The sequence below is a fragment of the Kitasatospora sp. NPDC042419 genome (assembly GCF_056437345.1).
On sequence record NZ_JBWKAW010000007.1, the window covers coordinates 24,320 to 42,885 of the forward strand.

Sequence of the window (18,566 nt, forward strand, 5' to 3'; positions counted from 1 at the left end):
GCCCGCGCGGCCCGCTCCGCGCGCGGGAGGTCAGTCCTCCTCGGCGCCGTCCTGGCTCTCCCGGGATCCGGGCGCCTCGGGCTCGCTCGGGCGCTCCGCCGTGGCGTGCCCGGCCACCGGCTTCTCACCGGTCGGCCCGACGTTCTCCCGCCGCCGCAGGTACCGCTCGAACTCGCGGGCGATCGCGTCGCCCGAGGCCTCCGGCAGGTCGGCGGTGTCCTGGGCCTCCTCCAGCTGCTGGACGTACTCGGCCACCTCGCTGTCCTCGGCGGCCAGCTGGTCCACGCCCAGCTGCCAGGCCCGGGCGTCCTCGCCGAGCTCGCCCGGCGGGATGCGGAGGTCCAGCAGGTCCTCCAGCTTGTTGACCAGCGCCAGGGTGGCCTTGGGGTTCGGCGGCTGCGCGACGTAGTGCGGCACCGCCGCCCAGAGCGTCACCGCCGGCACCCCGGCGTGCGTGCACGCCTCCTGGAGCACCCCGACGATCCCGGTCGGGCCCTCGTACCGGCTCTCCTCCAGCTCCAGCCGGCGGGCCAGGTCCGGGTCGGAGGTGACTCCGCTGACCGGGACCGGGCGGCTGTGCGGGGTGTCGCCGAGCAGGGCGCCCAGGATCACCACCAGCTCGATCCCCAGCTCGTGCGCGAACGCGAGCAGCTCGTTGCAGAACGAGCGCCAGCGCATGCTCGGCTCGATGCCGCGCACCAGCACGACGTCCCGGGTCGTCGGCTCGGTCACCCGGACCACCGAGAGCCGGGTGGTCGGCCAGGTGATCCGGCGGACGCCGCCGTCCAGCCAGACCGTGGGCCGGTTGACCTGGAAGTCGTAGTAGTCCTCCGCGTCGAGGGCGGCGAACACCTTGCCGCCCCAGGTCTCGTCCAGATGCGCCAGAGCCGCGGAGGCGGCGTCGCCCGCATCGTTCCACCCCTCGAAGGCGCAGACCATCACCGGGTCGATCAACTCGGGAACATCTTCCAGCTCGATCACCCAGCGTCTCCCTCCGGTCGGCTGCCGCCGCCGCACCCGGCGGGCAATGCCCGGATGCCGGCGGGCCGGATGCCGACGGTCGAACCTCTCGTCACCCATGGAACGCCTCGCTCCATGGTCCCTACCTGCCCAGCCTACGGGCTTTGAAGCCCCGTTCCGCCGGGCACCGGGACAGTCTGGGGGAGGGGAGCGCCGCGATCCAGCGGTTATCCCGCCGGCCCGGCCGGAGCGGCCGCCGGGCCGCCGGCCGCGCCCGGTCGGCGGCCCGGCGCGATGATGGAGGCGGGGACCGGACGGCGGGTGTGAGGAGCCGGCGGATGAACGGACGGCTGTGGACCGGTGCCGGAGTGGTGCTGGCCGTCGGCGCGGGCGCGGTGCTGGCCGCCCGGGCCGCGGGCCGGCGGCTGCCGGTGGAGCACGTCAGCGAGGGCGGCCTGGAGCTCGCCCAGCCGCCCGGTGCGGTCTGGGAGGTGCTGACCGACATCGGCCTCCACCCGGCCTGGCGCCGGGGCCTTTCCCACGTCGAGCCGCTGCCCGCGACCGCCGCGGGCCGGCCCCGCTGGCGCGAGTACGGCCGGCACGGGCACACCACGTACGAGGTGGTGGAGAGCGAGGCCCCGCACCGCCTGGTGACCGGCATCGCGGACCGCGACCTCCCGTACGGCGGCACCTGGACGTACCGGCTGACCCCGGCGGGGGAGGGCTGCACGCTGACCGTCACCGAGCACGGCGAGGTGTACCAGCCGCTCTACCGGGCCGTCTCGCACTACGTGACCGGCGAGGGGGCCGCCATCCGGCGTTTCCTGGACGACCTCGCCCACCGGATGGCGGGCCCGCTCCCCACTCCCTAGCCGCGGGGCCTCAGCGCACCCAGTGGCGGCGGTAGTCGGCCCAGTTCTGCTCGGTCGCGGCGAAGTCCACGTACAGCCCGACGCCGAAGTTCTGCCGCCCGAGGTCGTACCGGCCCAGGCCGAGCCGGATGCCGCGGATGCCGGCGGGCACCGTCTCGGCGTGGCCCCAGTGGCCCCACTTGTCCTCCCAGTAGAACGGCAGGCCCATCAGCAGGTCGACGTCCTCGGGGGTGGCCTCCAGGGCGAGCTCGGTCTGGTAGGCGTTGTAGCCGCCGTACAGCGACTCGGTGGGCATGCTGGAGTCGTAGGTCATCACCGCGACCTGGTCGACCCGGCGGGCGGTCTCGGCGAAATAGGCCTGATCCCACCACTTGCCGTGGTCGGTGAGCGCGATGGCCACGTTGTGCTGGTAAGGCAGCGGGTCGATCTGCGGGACGGCCACCGAGAGCTTGGTGCCGCGCTCCGCCGTGACCGGGCGGACCTGGTCGAGCAGGGCGAGCCAGCCCTTCGAACCGGGCCGGATCGGCTCCATGTCGAAGTGCACGCCGTCGAAGCCGAGGTCCAGCACCTGACGGGCGGAGGCGGTGACGCGGTCCCGGGTGGGGGCGTCCTCCAGGTCCAGGGCGTCCTTCTCGGGCTTGACCTCGTCGCCGAGCCAGCTCTGCACCCGGATCCCGGGCATCGTGCGGTGCACGGCCTCGGTGAACCAGCGGGCGCGGGGGTGCACGGCGGGTGGGAGCGAGCCGTCGTGCTCCAGCGGGCCGGTGTGCACGTAGAGGTCGCGGATGCCGGTGCCGGCCAGCAGCTGGGCGAGCGCGGCGACGTCCGCGTCACCCTTCCGGCCGTCGACCCAGGCATGACCCAGCCAGACCGCGTCACGGCCGCGGGTGCGCGCCTCGGGGGACGGGTCGCCGACGTACTGGAGGCGCAGCGCGAGGGCCGCCGAGCCGATCGGCACCACCACGACGGCGAGCGCCACCAGGGCCGCGGCCAGCGACTTCCGCCATCTCGACCAGTTCCGCCAGCGGGCGCGCAGAGCCCGCGCCCAGGCGGCGGGAACCGCTCCCGCCCGGCGCACACGTGTCCGGAATCCACTCATGCAGTCGCTCTCCCCTCGCGGCCGAGGGCTCAGGATACGAAACAGGTGCCGTGCTCCCGGCAGGGGCCGGATACCCTGGCCACGTGCGCGCCCGATTCAGCGGGTGTGCAAAGCCGACAGCCGTCGCACCCAGGGAGAAGCCCCATGGCCACTGCAGCCGACCCGTCCGTCACCCAGCAGAGCCGCGCGAACGCGCTGCGCGAGGCGCTCGCCACCCGCGTGGTGGTGGCCGACGGGGCGATGGGCACCATGCTCCAGGCACAGGACCCGACGCTGGAGGACTTCCAGAACCTGGAGGGCTGCAACGAGGTCCTCAACCTGACCCGGCCCGACATCGTCCGCTCCGTCCACGACGCGTACTTCGCGGTGGGCGTGGACTGCGTGGAGACCAACACCTTCGGCGCCAACCACTCGGCGCTCGGCGAGTACGACATCCCGGAGCGGGTCTTCGAGCTCTCCGAGGCCGGTGCCCGGATCGCCCGCGAGGCCGCCGACCGGTTCGCCGCCACCGACGGCCGGACCCGCTGGGTGCTCGGCTCGATCGGCCCCGGCACCAAGCTGCCGACGCTCGGCCACGCCCCGTACGAGCTGCTCCGCGAGGGCTTCCGGCAGAACGCGGCCGGCCTGATCGCCGGCGGCGCCGACGCGCTGCTGGTGGAGACCAGCCAGGACCTGCTGCAGACCAAGGCCGCCATCCTGGGCTCCAAGCGGGCCCTCGCCGAGGCCGGCCTCGACCTGCCGGTGCTGGTCCAGGTGACGGTGGAGACCACCGGCACCATGCTGCTCGGTTCGGAGATCGGCGCGGCGCTGACGGCGCTGGAGCCGCTGGGGGTCGACTACATCGGCCTGAACTGCGCCACCGGCCCGGCCGAGATGAGCGAGCACCTGCGCTACCTGGCCAAGAACGCGCGGATCGGCCTGTCCTGCATGCCGAACGCGGGCCTGCCGGTGCTGGGCAAGGACGGCGCGCACTACCCGCTGTCCCCGGAGGAGCTGGCGGACGCGCACGACACCTTCACCCGCGAGTACGGCCTCTCGCTGGTCGGCGGCTGCTGCGGCACCACCCCCGAGCACCTGCGCCAGGTGGTCGAGCGGGTCCAGGGCCGTCCGGTCGTCGTCCGCACCCCGCAGCCGGAGCCCTCGGCCGCCTCGCTCTACCAGTCGGTGCCGTTCCGCCAGGACACCTCGTACCTGGCGATCGGCGAGCGCACCAACGCCAACGGTTCGAAGAAGTTCCGCGAGTCGATGCTGGCCGGCGACTGGCAGGCCTGCGTGGAGATCGCCCGGGAGCAGATCCGGGACGGCTCCCACCTGCTGGACCTCTGCGTGGACTACGTCGGCCGCGACGGCGTCGCCGACATGAAGGAGATCGCCGGCCGGCTGGCGACCGCCTCCACCCTGCCGATCGTGCTGGACTCCACCGAGCCGGAGGTGCTGCGCGCCGGCCTGGAGTCGCTCGGCGGGCGCGCCCTGCTGAACTCGGTGAACTACGAGGACGGCGACGGCCCGGAGACCCGCTTCGGCCGGATCGCCTCGCTGGCCCGCGAGCACGGCGCCGGCCTGATCGCGCTGACCATCGACGAGGAGGGGCAGGCCCGCACCGCCGACAAGAAGGTCGAGATCGCCGAGCGGCTGATCGCCCAGCTCACCACCGAGTACGGCATCGACGAGGGCTCGATCCTGGTCGACTGCCTGGCCTTCACCCTGGGCACCGGCCAGGAGGAGTCCCGCCGGGACGGCATCGAGACCATCGAGGCGATCCGCGAGCTCAAGCGGCGCCACCCGGACGTGCAGACCACCCTCGGCCTGTCCAACATCTCCTTCGGCCTCAGCCCGGCCGCCCGCATGGTGATCAACTCGGTCTTCCTGAACGAGTGCGTCGAGGCGGGCCTGGACTCGGCGATCGTGCACGCCTCCAAGATCCTGCCGATGGCGCGGATCCCCGAGGACCAGCGCGACGTCGCCCTCGACCTGGTCTACGACCGCCGCAGCGAGGGCTACGACCCGCTCCAGAAGCTGCTGCAGCTCTTCGAGGGCGTCTCCTCGACCTCGATGAAGGCCTCCAAGGCGGAGGAGCTGGCGGCGCTGCCGCTGGAGGAGCGCCTGCAGCGCCGGATCATCGACGGCGAGCGCAACGGCCTGGAGGCCGACCTGGACGAGGCGCTGACGGAGCGCCCGGCGCTGGAGATCGTTAACAGCACGCTGCTGGCCGGCATGAAGGTGGTCGGCGAGCTGTTCGGCTCCGGCCAGATGCAGCTGCCGTTCGTGCTCCAGTCCGCCGAGGTCATGAAGACCGCGGTGGCCCACCTGGAGCCGCACATGGAGAAGTCCGACGACGAGGGCAAGGGCACCATCGTGCTGGCCACCGTCAAGGGCGACGTCCACGACATCGGCAAGAACCTGGTCGACATCATCCTGTCCAACAACGGCTACACCGTGGTCAACCTGGGCATCAAGCAGCCGGTCTCGGCGATCCTGGACGCCGCCCAGGAGCACAGGGCGGACGTCATCGGGATGTCCGGCCTGCTGGTGAAGTCCACCGTGATCATGAAGGAGAACCTGGAGGAGCTGAACCAGCGCAAGCTGGCGGCCGACTTCCCGGTGATCCTCGGCGGTGCCGCGCTCACCCGGGCCTACGTCGAGCAGGACCTGTACGAGATCTACGAGGGCGAGGTCCGCTACGCCCGGGACGCCTTCGAGGGCCTGCGGCTGATGGACGCGCTGATCGCGGTCAAGCGCGGCGTGCCGGGAGCGACCCTGCCCGAGCTGAAGCAGCGCCGGCACGCGCGGGTGGAGGTCGAGGAGCCGGAGGAGGTCAACCTCGGCCAGATCCGCTCCGACGTCGCCGTCGACAACCGGGTGCCCGAGCCGCCGTTCTGGGGAGACCGGATCGTGAAGGGCGTGCCGTTCGCCGACTACGCCTCCTGGCTGGACGAGGACGCCCTGTTCAAGGGCCAGTGGGGCCTCAAGGCGGCCCGCAGCGGCGACGGCCCGTCGTACGAGGAGCTGGTGGAGACGGAGGGCCGGCCGCGGCTGCGGATGTGGCTGGACCGGCTGCAGACCGAGGGCTGGCTGGAGGCGGCCGTGGTCTACGGCTTCTACCCGGCGAACTCCAAGGGCGACGACCTGATCGTCTTCCACGAGGACGGCACCGAGCGGACCCGCTTCACCTTCCCGCGCCAGCGGCGCGGGCGCCGGCTCTGCCTGGCCGACTTCTTCCGCCCGGAGGAGTCCGGGGTCCGCGACGTGCTCGGCCTCCAGGTGGTCACCATGGGCAACCGGATCTCCGAGGCGGCCAACGAGCTGTTCGCCAACAACTCCTACCGCGACTACCTGGAGCTGCACGGCCTGTCCGTCCAGCTGGCCGAGGCGCTGGCCGAGTTCTGGCACGCCCGGGTCCGCTACGAGCTGGGCTTCGGCGACGAGGACCCGCAGGACGTCAAGGACATGTTCGCGCTCAAGTACCGGGGCGCCCGGTTCTCCCTCGGCTACGGGGCCTGCCCGGAGCTGGAGGACCGCGCCAAGATCGCCGAGCTGCTGAAGCCCGAGCGGATCGGCGTGGTGCTCTCCGAGGAGTTCCAGCTGCACCCGGAGCAGTCCACCGACGCGATCGTGATCCACCACCCCGAGGCCAAGTACTTCAACGCGCGGTAACCCCGTCGCTGCACCGCGTTCGCCCGATCCGGGCGGGCCGGGCGTATCCTTGATGATCCTGAACGGGCCGGTCCGCTCACCAGCGGGCCGGCCTGTGCCATCCCCGGAGCCGATCCGGGGGCACGGACGGAAGGATCCCGCCATGACCACCATCTCCACCGCCACCCAGACCCTCGGCCGCGGCGACGGGCAGGGCCTGCAGGCGGTGCTGCTGGACATGGACGGGACGCTGGTCGACACCGAGGACTTCTGGTGGCAGGCCGAGGCCTCGCTGTTCGCCGAGCTCGGGTACGCGCTCGACGAGGCGGACCGCGCCCAGGTGGTCGGCGGTCCGATGAGCCGGGTGATCGACTACCTGCTCGCCGCCACCGGCGTGGACATCGCGCCGGCCGACCTGACGGTGCTGATCAACCAGCGGTTCGTCGACCTGCTGGCCGGCGGCGTGCCGCTGATGCCGGGCGCCGAGCGGCTGCTCAACACGCTCGCCGCGCACGGCGTCCCGGCCGCGCTGGTCTCCGCCTCGCACCGGCACATCATCGACATCGTGCTGCGCTCACTGGGCGCCGAGCACTTCGCCTTCACGGTCGCCGGGGACGAGGTGCCGCGCACCAAGCCGCACCCGGACCCGTACCTGGAGGCGGCCCGCCGGCTGGGTGCCGAGCCGGCCCGCTGCGTGGTGGTGGAGGACGCGCCGACCGGGGTGCGGGCGGCCGAGGCGGCCGGCTGCCCGGTGATCGCGGTGCCCTCGGTGGCGGCGATCGAGCCGGCGCCCGGCCGACTGGTGCTGTCCTCGCTGGAGCAGGTCGATCTGGAGCTGCTCCGCTCGCTGGTGGCCTCGCGAGTGTGATTGTCGTCTCATTGCGGTCCGGTGCTACCGGCCGGTAAGCGGTCCGGGCCGCTCCGGCCCACCGGAGGTCCGGGGAGAAAACGGGCATTGCCTGACAACTCGTAGGAGGGCCCCGCCCGGCACCGTCCCCCGTGTCCCAACTGTCACCTGTGAGGGTATCGGGGGTGTGTGTTCGATATGGCACGCTACTCCAGTTCGTTCCCCACCCCGAGCCCAGGCACCGCCGCTGACGGGCAACCCCGTCCTGCCCGCGGTCGCACGGGCGCCCGGCTCGCGCGCGCCCTCCGCAACCCCGGAGGCAACCGGCTCGCGGGCCCCCGGCCCCCGGCCGGACCGCACCCAGAAGGACGCGACCCGTGAAGACTTCAGCTGAACGACTGGCCGTGCTCGGCTGCGCCGGACTCGTGGCCGCCTCGGTGGCCGGCTGCGGCTCGGTGACCGACGCCGTCAAGGGGGACGGCGACAAGGCGATCACCATGGGGACCACCTCGGTCACCAACGCCCTGGACCCGGCCGGCGCCTACGACGCCGGCTCCTGGCTGCTGCTGCGCAACACCTTCCAGTCGCTGCTCAGCTACCCGGCCGCCTCCAGCGCGCCCAGCCCGGACGCCGCCCAGTCCTGCGAGTTCACCGCGGGTGAGGCCACCCAGTACCGCTGCACGCTGAAGTCCGGCCTGAAGTTCTCCAACGGGCACGCGCTGACCGCCGCCGACGTCGTCTTCTCGATCCAGCGGACGCTGAAGATCAACGACCAGGCCGGCCCGGCCGGCCTGCTCTCCTCGATCAAGTCGGTCGAGGCCAAGGGCGACACCGAGGTGGTCTTCCAGCTCTCCCAGCCCGACGCCACCCTCCCGGCGAAGCTGGCCGGCCCGGCCGGCGCCATCGTCGACCAGGAGGTCTTCCCGGCCGACAAGCTGCTCGGCAACGACAAGCTGGTCGGCTCCGGCCCGTACAAGATCGACTCGATCGAGCCGATCGCCGGCGGCACCGGCCCGGGCAAGGTCGTGCTGTCGCCCAACGACAAGTACACCGGCGACGCCAAGCTGCGGAACAAGAAGTTCACCCTGCGGTACTTCGACAAGCCCGCCGACCTCAAGGCCTCGCTGGACAAGGGCGAGGTCGACCTCGCCGACAACAGCCTGGAGCCCAACACCGCCGCGCAGATCCTCTCCGAGCAGCAGGGCGGCAAGACCGACCTGCGGGTCGTCGAGGGCGACAGCAACGACACCCGCTACCTGGTCTTCAACACCAAGGACGCGACCGGCGGCAACCTCGCCGTCCGGCAGGCCGCCGCCCAGTTGGTCGACCGCAAGGCGCTGGCCCGCGACGTCTTCGCGCGCACCGTCCAGCCGCTGTACTCGATGGTCCCGGCCGGTGTCAGCGGCCACAACACGGCCTTCTTCGACCGCTACGGCGACCAGGACGTCAACAAGGCCAAGGCGATCCTCACCGCCGCCAAGGTCCAGACCCCGGTCAAGCTCACCCTCACCTGGTCGCGCTCGCGCGCCGAGGGCGCCGAGTCCGAGGCGCTGAAGAAGCAGCTGGAGGCCGGCGGCCTGTTCCAGATCACCGTCCAGCACGAGCCCGACTGGGACGCCTTCAAGAAGGGCTGGGCCGAGGGCAAGTACCAGATGTACACGATCGGCTGGTTCGCCGACTACCCGGACCCGGACAACTACGTCGCCCCGCTGATCGTCGAGGGCGGCTCCTACCACCACGGCTGGGACGACCCGCAGATCAGCCAGAAGCTGGTGCCGGAGACCCTCAAGCAGGCCGACCGGGCCGCCGCGACGACGGCCTACGGCCAGATCCAGAACATCGTGGCCACCAACGCCCCGCTGATCCCGCTGTTCCAGAACAAGGCGTTCTTCGCCTCCCGCTCCAACATCACCGGCGTCGAGTCGACCGTCGACACCACCGGCTTCTTCCGCTTCTGGGAGATCGGCCGCGTCGGCAAGTAGGCCGAACGGCAGGCGGCCCGTCCGCTCCCCACCGGGGGAGCGGACGGGCCGCCGTCGTGTCCGGACCGGTTACAGCGCGCCGGGGCGGACCAGCCCGCTCTCGTACGCGTACACCGCCGCCTGCACCCGGTCGCGCAGCTGCAGCTTGGTCAGCACGTGGCCCACGTGCGTCTTCACCGTCGTCTCGCTGACGAACAGCTCCGCCGCGATCTCCGCGTTCGACAGCCCGCGCGCCACCAGCTTCAGCACCTCCAGCTCCCGCTCGGTCAGCGCGTTCAGCGCCTGCGGCGGAGCCTCGTCGCCGGAGGGCAGCTTGGTGGCGTACATGTCCAGCAGCCGACGGGTGATCGACGGCGCCAGCATCGCCGCACCGTCCGCCACCACCCGGATCGCCTGCACCAGCTCCTCGGCCGGCACGTCCTTCAGCAGGAAGCCGCTGGCCCCCGCGCGGAGCGCCTCCACCACGTACTCGTCCAGGTCGAAGGTGGTCAGCACCAGCACCTTGGCCGGGCCGTCCCGCCCCGGACCGGCGATCCGGCGGGTCGCCTCCACACCGTCCATCCGCGGCATCCGGATGTCCATCAGCACCACGTCGGGCTGCAGCGCCCGGACCTGGTCCAGGGCCTGCTGGCCGTCGCCGGCCTCGCCGACCACCACCAGGTCGGACTCGGCCTCCAGGATCATCCGGAAACCCGTGCGGAGCAGCGGCTGGTCGTCGACCAGCAGCACTCGGATCGTCACCTAGGACTCCTTGCTCATCGGATCCCCCGTGGGATCGTCCTCGTCAGACGTGCGCGCCAGCGGCAGCGGGTACGGCGGGGGAGTGCCGCCGAACTCCGGGCAGCTGGCCTGGTGGTCGCACCAGCCGCAGAGCCGGTTGCGGGTTGCCGGGAAGTCTCCGGTCGCCACCGCGTGTCCGATCCGCTCCCACAGTGCCAGCAGCTTGCGCTCCACCGCGAGCAGGTCGGCCTCGTCCGGGTCGTAGCTGACCACGTCCCCGCCGCCGCCCAGGTAGACCAGCTGCAGGCGCCGCGGGATCACGCCCTTCCACCGCCAGACCACCAGCGCGTAGAACTTCATCTGGAACATCGCCTTGCCCTCGAAGTCCCGCGAGGGCGCCCGGCCGGTCTTGTAGTCCACCAGCCGCACCTCGCCGGTGGGGGCGACGTCCACCCGGTCGATGTACCCGCGCAGCAGCAGCCCGGAGTCCAGCGCCGTCTCCACGTAGAGCTCGCGCTCGACCGGGTGCAGCCGGGTCGGGTCCTCCAGCCGGAACCACTGGGTGAGCAGCTTCTCGGCGTCGGCCAGCCAGCCGGTCAGCGCCGCGCCGTCCGGGTCCTCGGGGAAGAGGCCGGACAGCTCCGGGCGCTCGCCCAGCAGCCGCTCCCACTGCGGGCGCAGCAGGCCCAGCGCCCGCTCCGGCGTCCGCTCGACCGCCGGGCTGTCGAACAGCCGCTCCAGCACCGCGTGCACCAGGGTGCCCCGGGTCGCCGCGGCGCTCGGCGGCTCCGGCAGCCGGTCGATCACCCGCAGCCGGTAGAGCAGCGGGCAGGTCAGGAAATCCCCCGCGCGCGACGGGGACAGGCCGGTCGGGGGCGCCGGCGGGCGGGGCGGGACCACCTCGGCACCGCTGGTGTCGGTCTGCTGCATACCCCGACCCTATTGCCCTGCGCCGTCATCCCGCTGCCACGGTGCTGCCAGAAGCCGCCGCCACGGGGTATGAGGCAGGGAGAAGCGAGGGGCGCGCGGCGCCCGGCCGCCCCGATCACGTAGCGTGGGCGCACCGGCGCGAGGCGCGGCGCGGGGAGACGGACGAAGGGAAAACGGTGAGCGACAGCAGGGGGCACCAGACCTCCGACCAGCCACCGCACGGCGGCGGCACCCGGCCCGGGCCCCCGCCACCCGAGGACCCGGAGCCCCGCGGCGGCATCCTGATGGGCCGCCCCTTCGGCGTACCGGTGTACGTCACCCCGTCCTGGTTCATCATCGCCGCGCTGATCACCTGGGTCTTCGGCGGCCAGCTCGACCGCGTCCTGCCCGAGCTCGGCGGCGCCCGCTACCTGGTCGCGTTCTCCTTCGCGGTCGCCTTCTACGGCTCCGTGCTGGTCCACGAGCTCGCCCACACCGTGGTCGCGCTCCGCTACCGGCTCGGCGTCCGCCGCATCCAGCTCCAGTTCTTCGGCGGCGTCTCCGAGATCGAGAAGGAGGCCGAACGCCCCTGGCGGGAGTTCTGGCTCGCCTTCGTCGGACCGCTGCTCTCGCTCGTCCTGGGCGGCCTGTTCTACCTCGCCCTGCAGGCCGTCGAGATGGCCACCGTGCCCGGGGTGCTGCTCACCGGCCTGATGGTCTCCAACCTCGTCGTCGCCGCCTTCAACCTCCTCCCCGGCCTGCCCCTGGACGGCGGCCGGATGCTGCGCGCCGTGGTCTGGGCGGCCACCGGCCGTCCGATGGCCGGCACCGTCGCCGCCGCCTGGGCGGGCCGCGCGCTGGCCGTCGCCGTACTCATCGGCCTGCCGCTCGTCAGCGCCTCCCGCGACATCGAACGCAGCAGCACCGACACCCTGATCGACGCCGTCCTCGCCGCCGTCCTCGCGGCGGTCATCTGGAACGGCGCCACCGGCTCCCTGCGCAACGCCCGGCTCAAGGAGGTCCTGCCCGGCCTGCGGCTGCGCGACCTCGCCCGCCGGGCCGTCGAGGTCACCGCCGACACCCCGCTCGGCGAGGCCATGCGCCGCGCCCGCGAGGCCGAGGCCGGCGCCGTCGTCGTCGTCGACGGGCGCGGCGACCCGGCCGCCATCGTCCGGGAGTCCGCCGTCCGGGGCATCCCCGAGCACCGCCGCCCCTGGGTCGCCGTCGGCCCGCTCGCCCGCGACCTCGAACCGGGCCTGCGGCTCTCCGCCGACCTCGCCGGCGAGGACCTGCTGCGCGCCGTCCGGGCCACCCCGGCCGGCGAGTACCTGGTCGTCGAGGAGGACGGACAGGTGTACGGGGTCGCCGCGCTCAGCGACATCGAACAGCGGCTGACGGCCGCCGTCACCGGCCGGGCCTGACCGCGCCGCCGGGGCGGAAGATCACCCCGGTCGGGCGGGGCCGTCCGCTTCCCTTAGGATTGTCCGCATGTCCGAACCGACCGGTGCCACCCGCCGACGCGGGCCCTTCCAGGTCGGGGACCAGGTCCAGCTGACCGACCCGAAGGGCCGCCACTACACGTTCACGCTCCAGGCCGGGAACCAGTTCCACACCCACAAGGGTGCGTTCCCCCACGACGAGCTGATCGGCGCCCCCGAGGGCACGGTCGTGCGCACCACGGGGAACGTCCCGTACCTCGCGCTGCGCCCCCTGCTCCCCGACTACGTCCTGTCCATGCCGCGCGGCGCCGCCGTGATCTACCCCAAGGACGCGGGGCAGATCCTGGCGATGGCCGACATCTTCGCGGGCGCCCGCGTGGTGGAGGCCGGCGTCGGATCCGGCGCGCTCTCCACCTACCTGCTGCGCGCCGTCGGCGACACCGGCATGCTCGCCTCCTACGAGCGCCGGCAGGACTTCGCCGACATCGCGAAGGGCAACGTCGAGCGCTACTTCGGCGGGCCGCACCCGGCGTGGAAGCTCACCGTCGGCGACCTCCAGGACAACCTGGTCGAGTCCGACGTCGACCGCGTCATCCTGGACATGCTGGCCCCCTGGGAGTGCCTGGACGTCGCCTCCAAGGCGCTCGTCCCCGGCGGCCTCATCTGCTGCTACGTGGCCACCACCACGCAGATGTCCAAGACCGTCGAGGCACTGCGCGAGCACGGCACCTTCACCGAGCCGCAGGCCTGGGAGACCATGGTCCGCACCTGGCACCTGGAGGGCCTGGCCGTCCGCCCGGACCACCGGATGATCGGCCACACCGGCTTCCTGCTCACCTCCCGCCGCCTGGCCGACGGCGTCGAGCCGCCGCTGCGCCGCCGCCGCCCCGCCAAGGGCGCCTACGGCGAGGACTACGACAACGGGACGCCCGAGCCGTCCCTGCAGGAGCGCGCCGCGGCCCGGGCCGCGTCCCGCACCGAGACCGCCGGTCAGACCGACCTCGGCTGAGCAACCCCGTCGAAGGGGCGGTACGCGTCGCCGTACCGCCCCTTCGTGCTGCCCGGGGGAGACCCGGGACGCCGGACGGCCGCCCCGGTGTGGGACGATGCACGCTCACACAGACCACTGGAGGGGACGCCTGGTGGAGACCGCGGTCGGGACGACGGCTGGACAGCACACCCCCGGACGGCAGGACCCCGGAGCCCGCACCGGGCCCGGCCGGGCCCGGACCGCCCCCTGGCACTGGGTCCTCACCGCCGCCGGCTGCGCCGCCGTGGTGGCGGCCGCGCTCGCCGCGAGCCCGGCGAGCGGCACCCCCCACCCGGCCCGGCCCGCCCCCAAGGCCCTTCCGGCCGCCGCCGCCCCCGACCCGGCCGCGGCCGAACTCCCGCTGGACTGCGGTCCGTTCCCGGTCAAAATCGCCGTCAGCTTCGCCGCCGACCTGGGTGACGGCAAGCCCGGCACCGTCGCCGCCGCCCACTGCGCGGCGGAGAACGGCACCCCGCCGGACGCCGTCTACCTGCTCGGGCCCGGCCCGGCCGGCGGCCGGCCCGTGGTGCTGGCCACCCTGCTCTCCGAGCGCGAGAACCTCACCGTCAGCCGGCTGGCGCTGCGCGCCGACGGCACCGTCACCGGGCACGCCCAGGGCTACTCCGGCGACGACGTGCCGCGCTTCGAGCCGGACATCTCACTCGACCTCACCTGGACGCGCAAGGGCGGCGGCTGGGACCGCTCCCAGACCGCCGCCCCGCTCAGCCGGGCTTGAGCTGTCACTCGCCCGCTCGCCTCCGGGCGCTCCGACCCGGTGTCGACGCTCCTTGCTCCGGCACTCCTGCGTCGCTTGTCGCGCGTCGCTCTCGACACCGGCGCGCCCTTCGGCTCGGGGCGGGCCTGCGCTGTTACTCGCCCGCTCGCCTCCGGGCGCTCCGCCCCTTCGGGGCGGGCCGGCGCCTACTCCGCGTCCGGGCCGTACACCTCGACCCGGTCGGCGGCCCGGCGGACGTGGATGCAGTCGCCCGGGCAGTCCTTCACCGAGTCCACCACGTCCTGAAGCAGCGTCAGCGGCACCGGCACCGTCTCGCCGGGCTGCTGGCGCAGCTCGTCGTCGGCCCCCTTCACGTAGGCGAGGCCGTCGATGTCCAGTTCGAAGACCTCCGGCGCGTACTGCGCGCAGATGCCGTCGCCGGTGCACAGATCCTGGTCGATCCAGACCTCCAGCGGCTCTGACGCCGCCGCCGACTCGCTCACCGACATGCTTTTCCGCCGTTTCTGTCCCGGGACGCCCCTTCTCGGGGCATTCCCGCCATTCGTACAACGATCGGACCTCAGGCAGCGGTCGCGATCGGATATCGACTCGATCGACGATACATCTGGTCCGCTTTGGCCCGTGCGCGGTGGGTATCCCCCTAGCAGAGGGGAAGCACGCGAGGGCGAAGATCGGACACGCCCGTTCCATCTTTCTTGATCTAGGGGTTTACGGACCCCTGGTCCCAGGTAGGGTCTGGAAGCGTCCAGCTCCCCGGAGGAGGTGAGGACCGTGGCAGCCCACGATGACGACTACAACCGCAGCACCGGCAGGCCCGCTCGTGGTTCCGACGAGACCGCTCAGGTCTCGTACCTTGAGCAGGAAATCGCCGTCCTGCGCCGCAAGCTCGCCGACTCGCCGCGCAATTCGAGAATCCTCGAAGAGCGGATCGTCGAGCTCCAGACCAACCTGGCCGGCGTGACCGCCCAGAACGAACGGCTCGCCTCCACCCTGCGAGAGGCCCGCGACCAGATCGTGGCCCTCAAGGAGGAAGTGGACCGGCTGGCACAGCCCCCGGCCGGATTCGGCGTCTTCCTCAGCGCCAACGAGGACGGCACCGCCGACATCTTCACCGGCGGGCGCAAGCTCCGCGTGAACGTCAGCCCCAACGTCGACCTGGACGAGCTGCGGCGTGGCCAGGAGGTGATGCTCAACGAGGCCCTCAACATCGTGGACGCGATGGCCTTCGAGAGCATCGGCGACCTCGTCACCCTCAAGGAGGTCCTGGAGGACGGCGAGCGGGCCCTGGTCGTCGGCCACACCGACGAGGAGCGGGTGGTGCGCCTCGCCGAACCGCTGCGCGAGATCACCCTCCGGGCGGGGGACGCCCTCCTGCTGGAGCCCCGCTCCGGCTACGTGTACGAGGTCGTGCCGAAGTCCGAGGTCGAGGAGCTGGTCCTCGAAGAGGTCCCGGACATCGACTACCGCCAGATCGGCGGCCTGGCCAACCAGATCGAGCTGATCCGGGACGCGGTCGAGCTGCCGTACCTGCACGCGGACCTCTTCAAGGAGTACGAGCTGCGCCCGCCCAAGGGCGTGCTGCTCTACGGCCCGCCCGGCTGCGGCAAGACGCTGATCGCCAAGGCCGTCGCGAACTCGCTGGCCAAGAAGGTCGCCGAGGTCACCGGCCGGCCCCAGGGGAAGAGCTACTTCCTCAACATCAAGGGCCCGGAGCTGCTCAACAAGTACGTCGGCGAGACCGAGCGGCAGATCCGCCTGGTCTTCCAGCGGGCCCGGGAGAAGGCCAGCGAGGGCACGCCCGTCATCGTCTTCTTCGACGAGATGGAGTCGCTGTTCCGCACCCGCGGCTCCGGTGTCAGCTCGGACGTGGAGAACACCATCGTCCCGCAGCTGCTCGCCGAGATCGACGGCGTGGAGGGCCTGGAGAACGTCATCGTCATCGGCGCCTCGAACCGCGAGGACATGATCGACCCGGCGATCCTGCGGCCCGGCCGCCTGGACGTCAAGATCAAGATCGAGCGCCCGGACGCCGAGGCCGCGAAGGACATCTTCTCCAAGTACCTCAAGGACTCGCTGCCGTTCCACCCGGACGACCTCAAGGAGCACGACGGCTCCGTGGACGCCACGGTGGCGGCGATGATCCAGTCGGTGGTGGAGCGGATGTACTCCGAGACGGAGGAGAACCGCTTCCTGGAGGTCACCTACGCCAACGGTGACAAGGAGGTCCTGTACTTCAAGGACTTCAACTCCGGCGCGATGATCCAGAACATCGTCGACCGGGCCAAGAAGATGGCCATCAAGGACTTCCTCGACCACGGTCAGCGGGGTCTGCGCGTCGCCCACCTGCTCAACGCCTGCGTGGACGAGTTCAAGGAGAACGAGGACCTGCCGAACACCACGAACCCGGACGACTGGGCCCGGATCTCCGGCAAGAAGGGCGAGCGGATCGTCTTCATCCGCACCCTGGTCACCGGGAAGCAGGGCGCCGAGTCCGGCCGCTCGATCGACACTGTCGCCAACACCGGGCAGTACCTGTAACCGATCCGATCCGGTCAGGGCCGCCCGCGGTCCCCGGAACCCTAGCCCCGTCCGGCTGTGGCGCCTCGCGGCCCCGCAGCCGGACGGCGCGTCTCGGGGCCCGCCGGTCGGTGCCGCGTTCTAGGCTCGACCCACCGTTCGCAGGCAGACCGCCCGCTTCGGTGTTGTTCAGCGGTACGTCAGCGTGTTCCGCCCGTCGGGGGCGGCACACCGGGCAAGGAGGGCCGCATGACCGTACGGCGCGTGATGGGCATCGAGACCGAGTACGGGATCTCCGTGCCGGGGCACCCCAACGCCAACGCCATGCTCACCTCGTCCCAGATCGTCAACGCGTACGCGGCGGCGATGCACCGGGCACGGCGGGCCCGCTGGGACTTCGAGGAGGAGAATCCGCTGCGCGACGCCCGGGGCTTCGACCTCGCACGGGACGTCGCGGACGCCAGCCAGCTGACCGACGAGGACATCGGCCTCGCCAACGTCATCCTCACCAACGGCGCCCGGTTCTACGTCGACCACGCGCACCCCGAGTACAGCTCGCCCGAGGTGACCAACCCGCGCGACGCCGTCCTCTGGGACAAGGCCGGCGAACGGATCATGGCGGCCGCCGCACAGCGCGCGCTGGAGCTGCCCAACGGGCAGACCATCCACCTCTACAAGAACAACACCGACAACAAGGGCGCCTCCTACGGCACCCACGAGAACTACCTGATGAAGCGGGCGACGCCGTTCGCCGACATCGTCCGCCACCTCACCCCGTTCTTCGTCTCCCGCCAGGTGGTCACCGGCGCGGGCCGGGTCGGGATCGGGCAGGACGGTTCGGCCAACGGCTTCCAGATCAGCCAGCGGGCCGACTACTTCGAGGTCGAGGTCGGTCTGGAGACCACCCTCAAGCGCCCGATCATCAACACCCGGGACGAGCCGCACGCCGATGCCGAGAAGTACCGCCGGCTGCACGTGATCATCGGGGACGCCAACCTCTCCGAGATCTCCACCTACCTCAAGCTCGGCACCACCTCCCTGGTCCTGGCGATGATCGAGGACGCCTTCATCGCCTCCGACCTGGCCGTCGACCAGCCGGTCCGCACCCTGCACCGGGTCTCCCACGACCCCACGCTGAAACACCTGATCACGCTGCGCAGCGGCCGGCGGCTCACCGCCGTCCAGCTCCAGCTCGAGTACTTCGAGCTGGCCCGCAAGTACGTCGAGGACCGTTTCGGCACCGACGCCGACGAGCAGACCGTGGACGTGCTGGCGCGCTGGGAGGACGTGCTGGGCCGGCTGGAGCGCGACCCGATGTCGCTCTCCCGGCAGCTGGACTGGATCGCCAAGCGGGAGATCCTGGAGGGCTACCGCAGCCGGGACGCCCTGGAGTGGGACAGCCCGCGGCTCCAGCTGGTCGACCTCCAGTACAGCGACGTGCGCCCCGAGAAGGGCCTCTACAACCGCCTGGTGGCCCGCGGGCGGTTCGACCGGCTGGTCACCGAGGAAGAGGTCGAGCGGGCCGTCACGAAGCCCCCGGAGGACACCCGGGCGTACTTCCGCGGGCGCTGCCTCGACCAGTACGCGGAGCACGTCGCGGCCGCCTCCTGGGACTCGGTGATCTTCGACCTGCCGGGGCGGGACTCGCTCCAGCGCGTCCCCACCCTGGAGCCGCTGCGCGGCACCCGGAACCACGTCAAGGAACTGCTGGACCGCTGCCGCACCGCGGAGGACCTGCTCCGCGTGCTCTCCGGCGGGTAGTTTTCCGATCACCACGGGTGAACGCCCGGCGAATGGGAATCATCCGGGGTGGCAGCGGGTG

At 72.0% G+C, this 18,566-nt stretch carries 14 protein-coding genes; 9 read left to right on the plus strand and 5 right to left on the minus strand.

Annotation, left to right across the window (positions count from 1 at the left end):
* Positions 1 to 30 precede the first annotated feature (30 nt).
* Positions 31 to 981, minus strand: a complete 951-nt coding sequence (locus AC067J_RS16115) for a PAC2 family protein (RefSeq protein ID WP_478299596.1) — start codon at positions 979 to 981, stop codon at positions 31 to 33.
* A gap of 317 nt (positions 982 to 1,298) precedes the next feature.
* Between AC067J_RS16115 and AC067J_RS16120 the strand changes: the two genes are divergently transcribed.
* Complete coding sequence (locus AC067J_RS16120) at positions 1,299 to 1,832, plus strand: SRPBCC family protein (protein WP_478299597.1); 534 nt, start codon at positions 1,299 to 1,301, stop codon at positions 1,830 to 1,832.
* A 10-nt stretch (positions 1,833 to 1,842) separates the two neighbouring features.
* Here the strand turns inward: AC067J_RS16120 and AC067J_RS16125 are convergent, their stop codons facing one another.
* Entirely contained in the window at positions 1,843 to 2,931 is a 1,089-nt protein-coding gene (locus AC067J_RS16125) for a hypothetical protein (RefSeq protein WP_478299599.1), read from the minus strand.
* Between the two features lie 144 nt (positions 2,932 to 3,075).
* On the opposite strand from AC067J_RS16125, the gene metH reads away from it, so the two are divergent.
* From metH to AC067J_RS16140, 3 genes are all read left to right on the plus strand, one after another.
* Positions 3,076 to 6,585 (plus strand): methionine synthase, encoded by a 3,510-nt coding sequence (gene metH / locus AC067J_RS16130; protein ID WP_478299601.1) that lies wholly within the window; start codon positions 3,076 to 3,078, stop codon positions 6,583 to 6,585.
* Between the two features lie 142 nt (positions 6,586 to 6,727).
* Positions 6,728 to 7,432, plus strand: coding sequence for an HAD family hydrolase (locus AC067J_RS16135; RefSeq protein ID WP_478299603.1), 705 nt, complete (start codon positions 6,728 to 6,730; stop codon positions 7,430 to 7,432).
* Positions 7,433 to 7,788: 356 nt separating this feature from the next.
* Positions 7,789 to 9,393: an ABC transporter substrate-binding protein gene (locus AC067J_RS16140; protein ID WP_478299605.1), complete on the plus strand. Its 1,605-nt coding sequence runs from the start codon at positions 7,789 to 7,791 to the stop codon at positions 9,391 to 9,393.
* 69 nt (positions 9,394 to 9,462) lie between these two features.
* Here AC067J_RS16140 and AC067J_RS16145 read toward each other — a convergent pair whose 3' ends face one another.
* Positions 9,463 to 10,134 carry a response regulator gene (locus AC067J_RS16145; protein ID WP_030242805.1) on the minus strand — a complete coding sequence of 224 codons (672 nt, stop codon included), beginning with the start codon at positions 10,132 to 10,134 and terminating at the stop codon, positions 9,463 to 9,465.
* Positions 10,135 to 11,043, minus strand: a complete 909-nt coding sequence (locus AC067J_RS16150) for a RecB family exonuclease (RefSeq protein WP_478299607.1) — start codon at positions 11,041 to 11,043, stop codon at positions 10,135 to 10,137. It lies immediately after the preceding gene.
* A gap of 176 nt (positions 11,044 to 11,219) precedes the next feature.
* On the opposite strand from AC067J_RS16150, the gene AC067J_RS16155 reads away from it, so the two are divergent.
* The 3 genes from AC067J_RS16155 to AC067J_RS16165 all read left to right on the plus strand — a co-directional run bounded on the left by AC067J_RS16155 (position 11,220) and on the right by AC067J_RS16165 (position 14,227).
* Complete coding sequence (locus AC067J_RS16155) at positions 11,220 to 12,443, plus strand: site-2 protease family protein (protein ID WP_478299609.1); 1,224 nt, start codon at positions 11,220 to 11,222, stop codon at positions 12,441 to 12,443.
* A 67-nt stretch (positions 12,444 to 12,510) separates the two neighbouring features.
* Entirely contained in the window at positions 12,511 to 13,470 is a 960-nt protein-coding gene (locus tag AC067J_RS16160; protein WP_478299611.1) for a tRNA (adenine-N1)-methyltransferase, read from the plus strand.
* A gap of 133 nt (positions 13,471 to 13,603) precedes the next feature.
* Positions 13,604 to 14,227, plus strand: a complete 624-nt coding sequence (locus AC067J_RS16165; RefSeq protein ID WP_478299613.1) for a hypothetical protein — start codon at positions 13,604 to 13,606, stop codon at positions 14,225 to 14,227.
* A 185-nt stretch (positions 14,228 to 14,412) separates the two neighbouring features.
* Here AC067J_RS16165 and AC067J_RS16170 read toward each other — a convergent pair whose 3' ends face one another.
* Complete coding sequence (locus AC067J_RS16170; RefSeq protein ID WP_478299615.1) at positions 14,413 to 14,715, minus strand: ferredoxin; 303 nt, start codon at positions 14,713 to 14,715, stop codon at positions 14,413 to 14,415.
* 283 nt (positions 14,716 to 14,998) lie between these two features.
* Between AC067J_RS16170 and arc the strand changes: the two genes are divergently transcribed.
* The gene (arc, locus tag AC067J_RS16175) at positions 14,999 to 16,765 is read left to right on the plus strand and encodes a proteasome ATPase (RefSeq protein ID WP_478299616.1); all 1,767 of its coding nucleotides are present in this window, start codon (positions 14,999 to 15,001) and stop codon (positions 16,763 to 16,765) included.
* A 228-nt stretch (positions 16,766 to 16,993) separates the two neighbouring features.
* Entirely contained in the window at positions 16,994 to 18,505 is a 1,512-nt protein-coding gene (gene dop, locus AC067J_RS16180) for a depupylase/deamidase Dop (RefSeq protein WP_478299617.1), read from the plus strand.
* The last annotated feature ends 61 nt before the right edge of the window (positions 18,506 to 18,566 follow it).

Coding starts and splice junctions, on each gene's coding strand:
- AC067J_RS16120 (WP_478299597.1), top strand. CDS start 1,299: ATGAACGGACGGCTGTGGACCGGTGCCGGAGTGGTGCTGGCCGTCGGC.
- AC067J_RS16125 (WP_478299599.1), bottom strand. CDS start 2,931: ATGAGTGGATTCCGGACACGTGTGCGCCGGGCGGGAGCGGTTCCCGCC.
- metH (WP_478299601.1), top strand. CDS start 3,076: ATGGCCACTGCAGCCGACCCGTCCGTCACCCAGCAGAGCCGCGCGAAC.
- AC067J_RS16135 (WP_478299603.1), top strand. CDS start 6,728: ATGACCACCATCTCCACCGCCACCCAGACCCTCGGCCGCGGCGACGGG.
- AC067J_RS16150 (WP_478299607.1), bottom strand. CDS start 11,043: ATGCAGCAGACCGACACCAGCGGTGCCGAGGTGGTCCCGCCCCGCCCG.
- AC067J_RS16160 (WP_478299611.1), top strand. CDS start 12,511: ATGTCCGAACCGACCGGTGCCACCCGCCGACGCGGGCCCTTCCAGGTC.
- AC067J_RS16170 (WP_478299615.1), bottom strand. CDS start 14,715: ATGTCGGTGAGCGAGTCGGCGGCGGCGTCAGAGCCGCTGGAGGTCTGG.
- dop (WP_478299617.1), top strand. CDS start 16,994: ATGACCGTACGGCGCGTGATGGGCATCGAGACCGAGTACGGGATCTCC.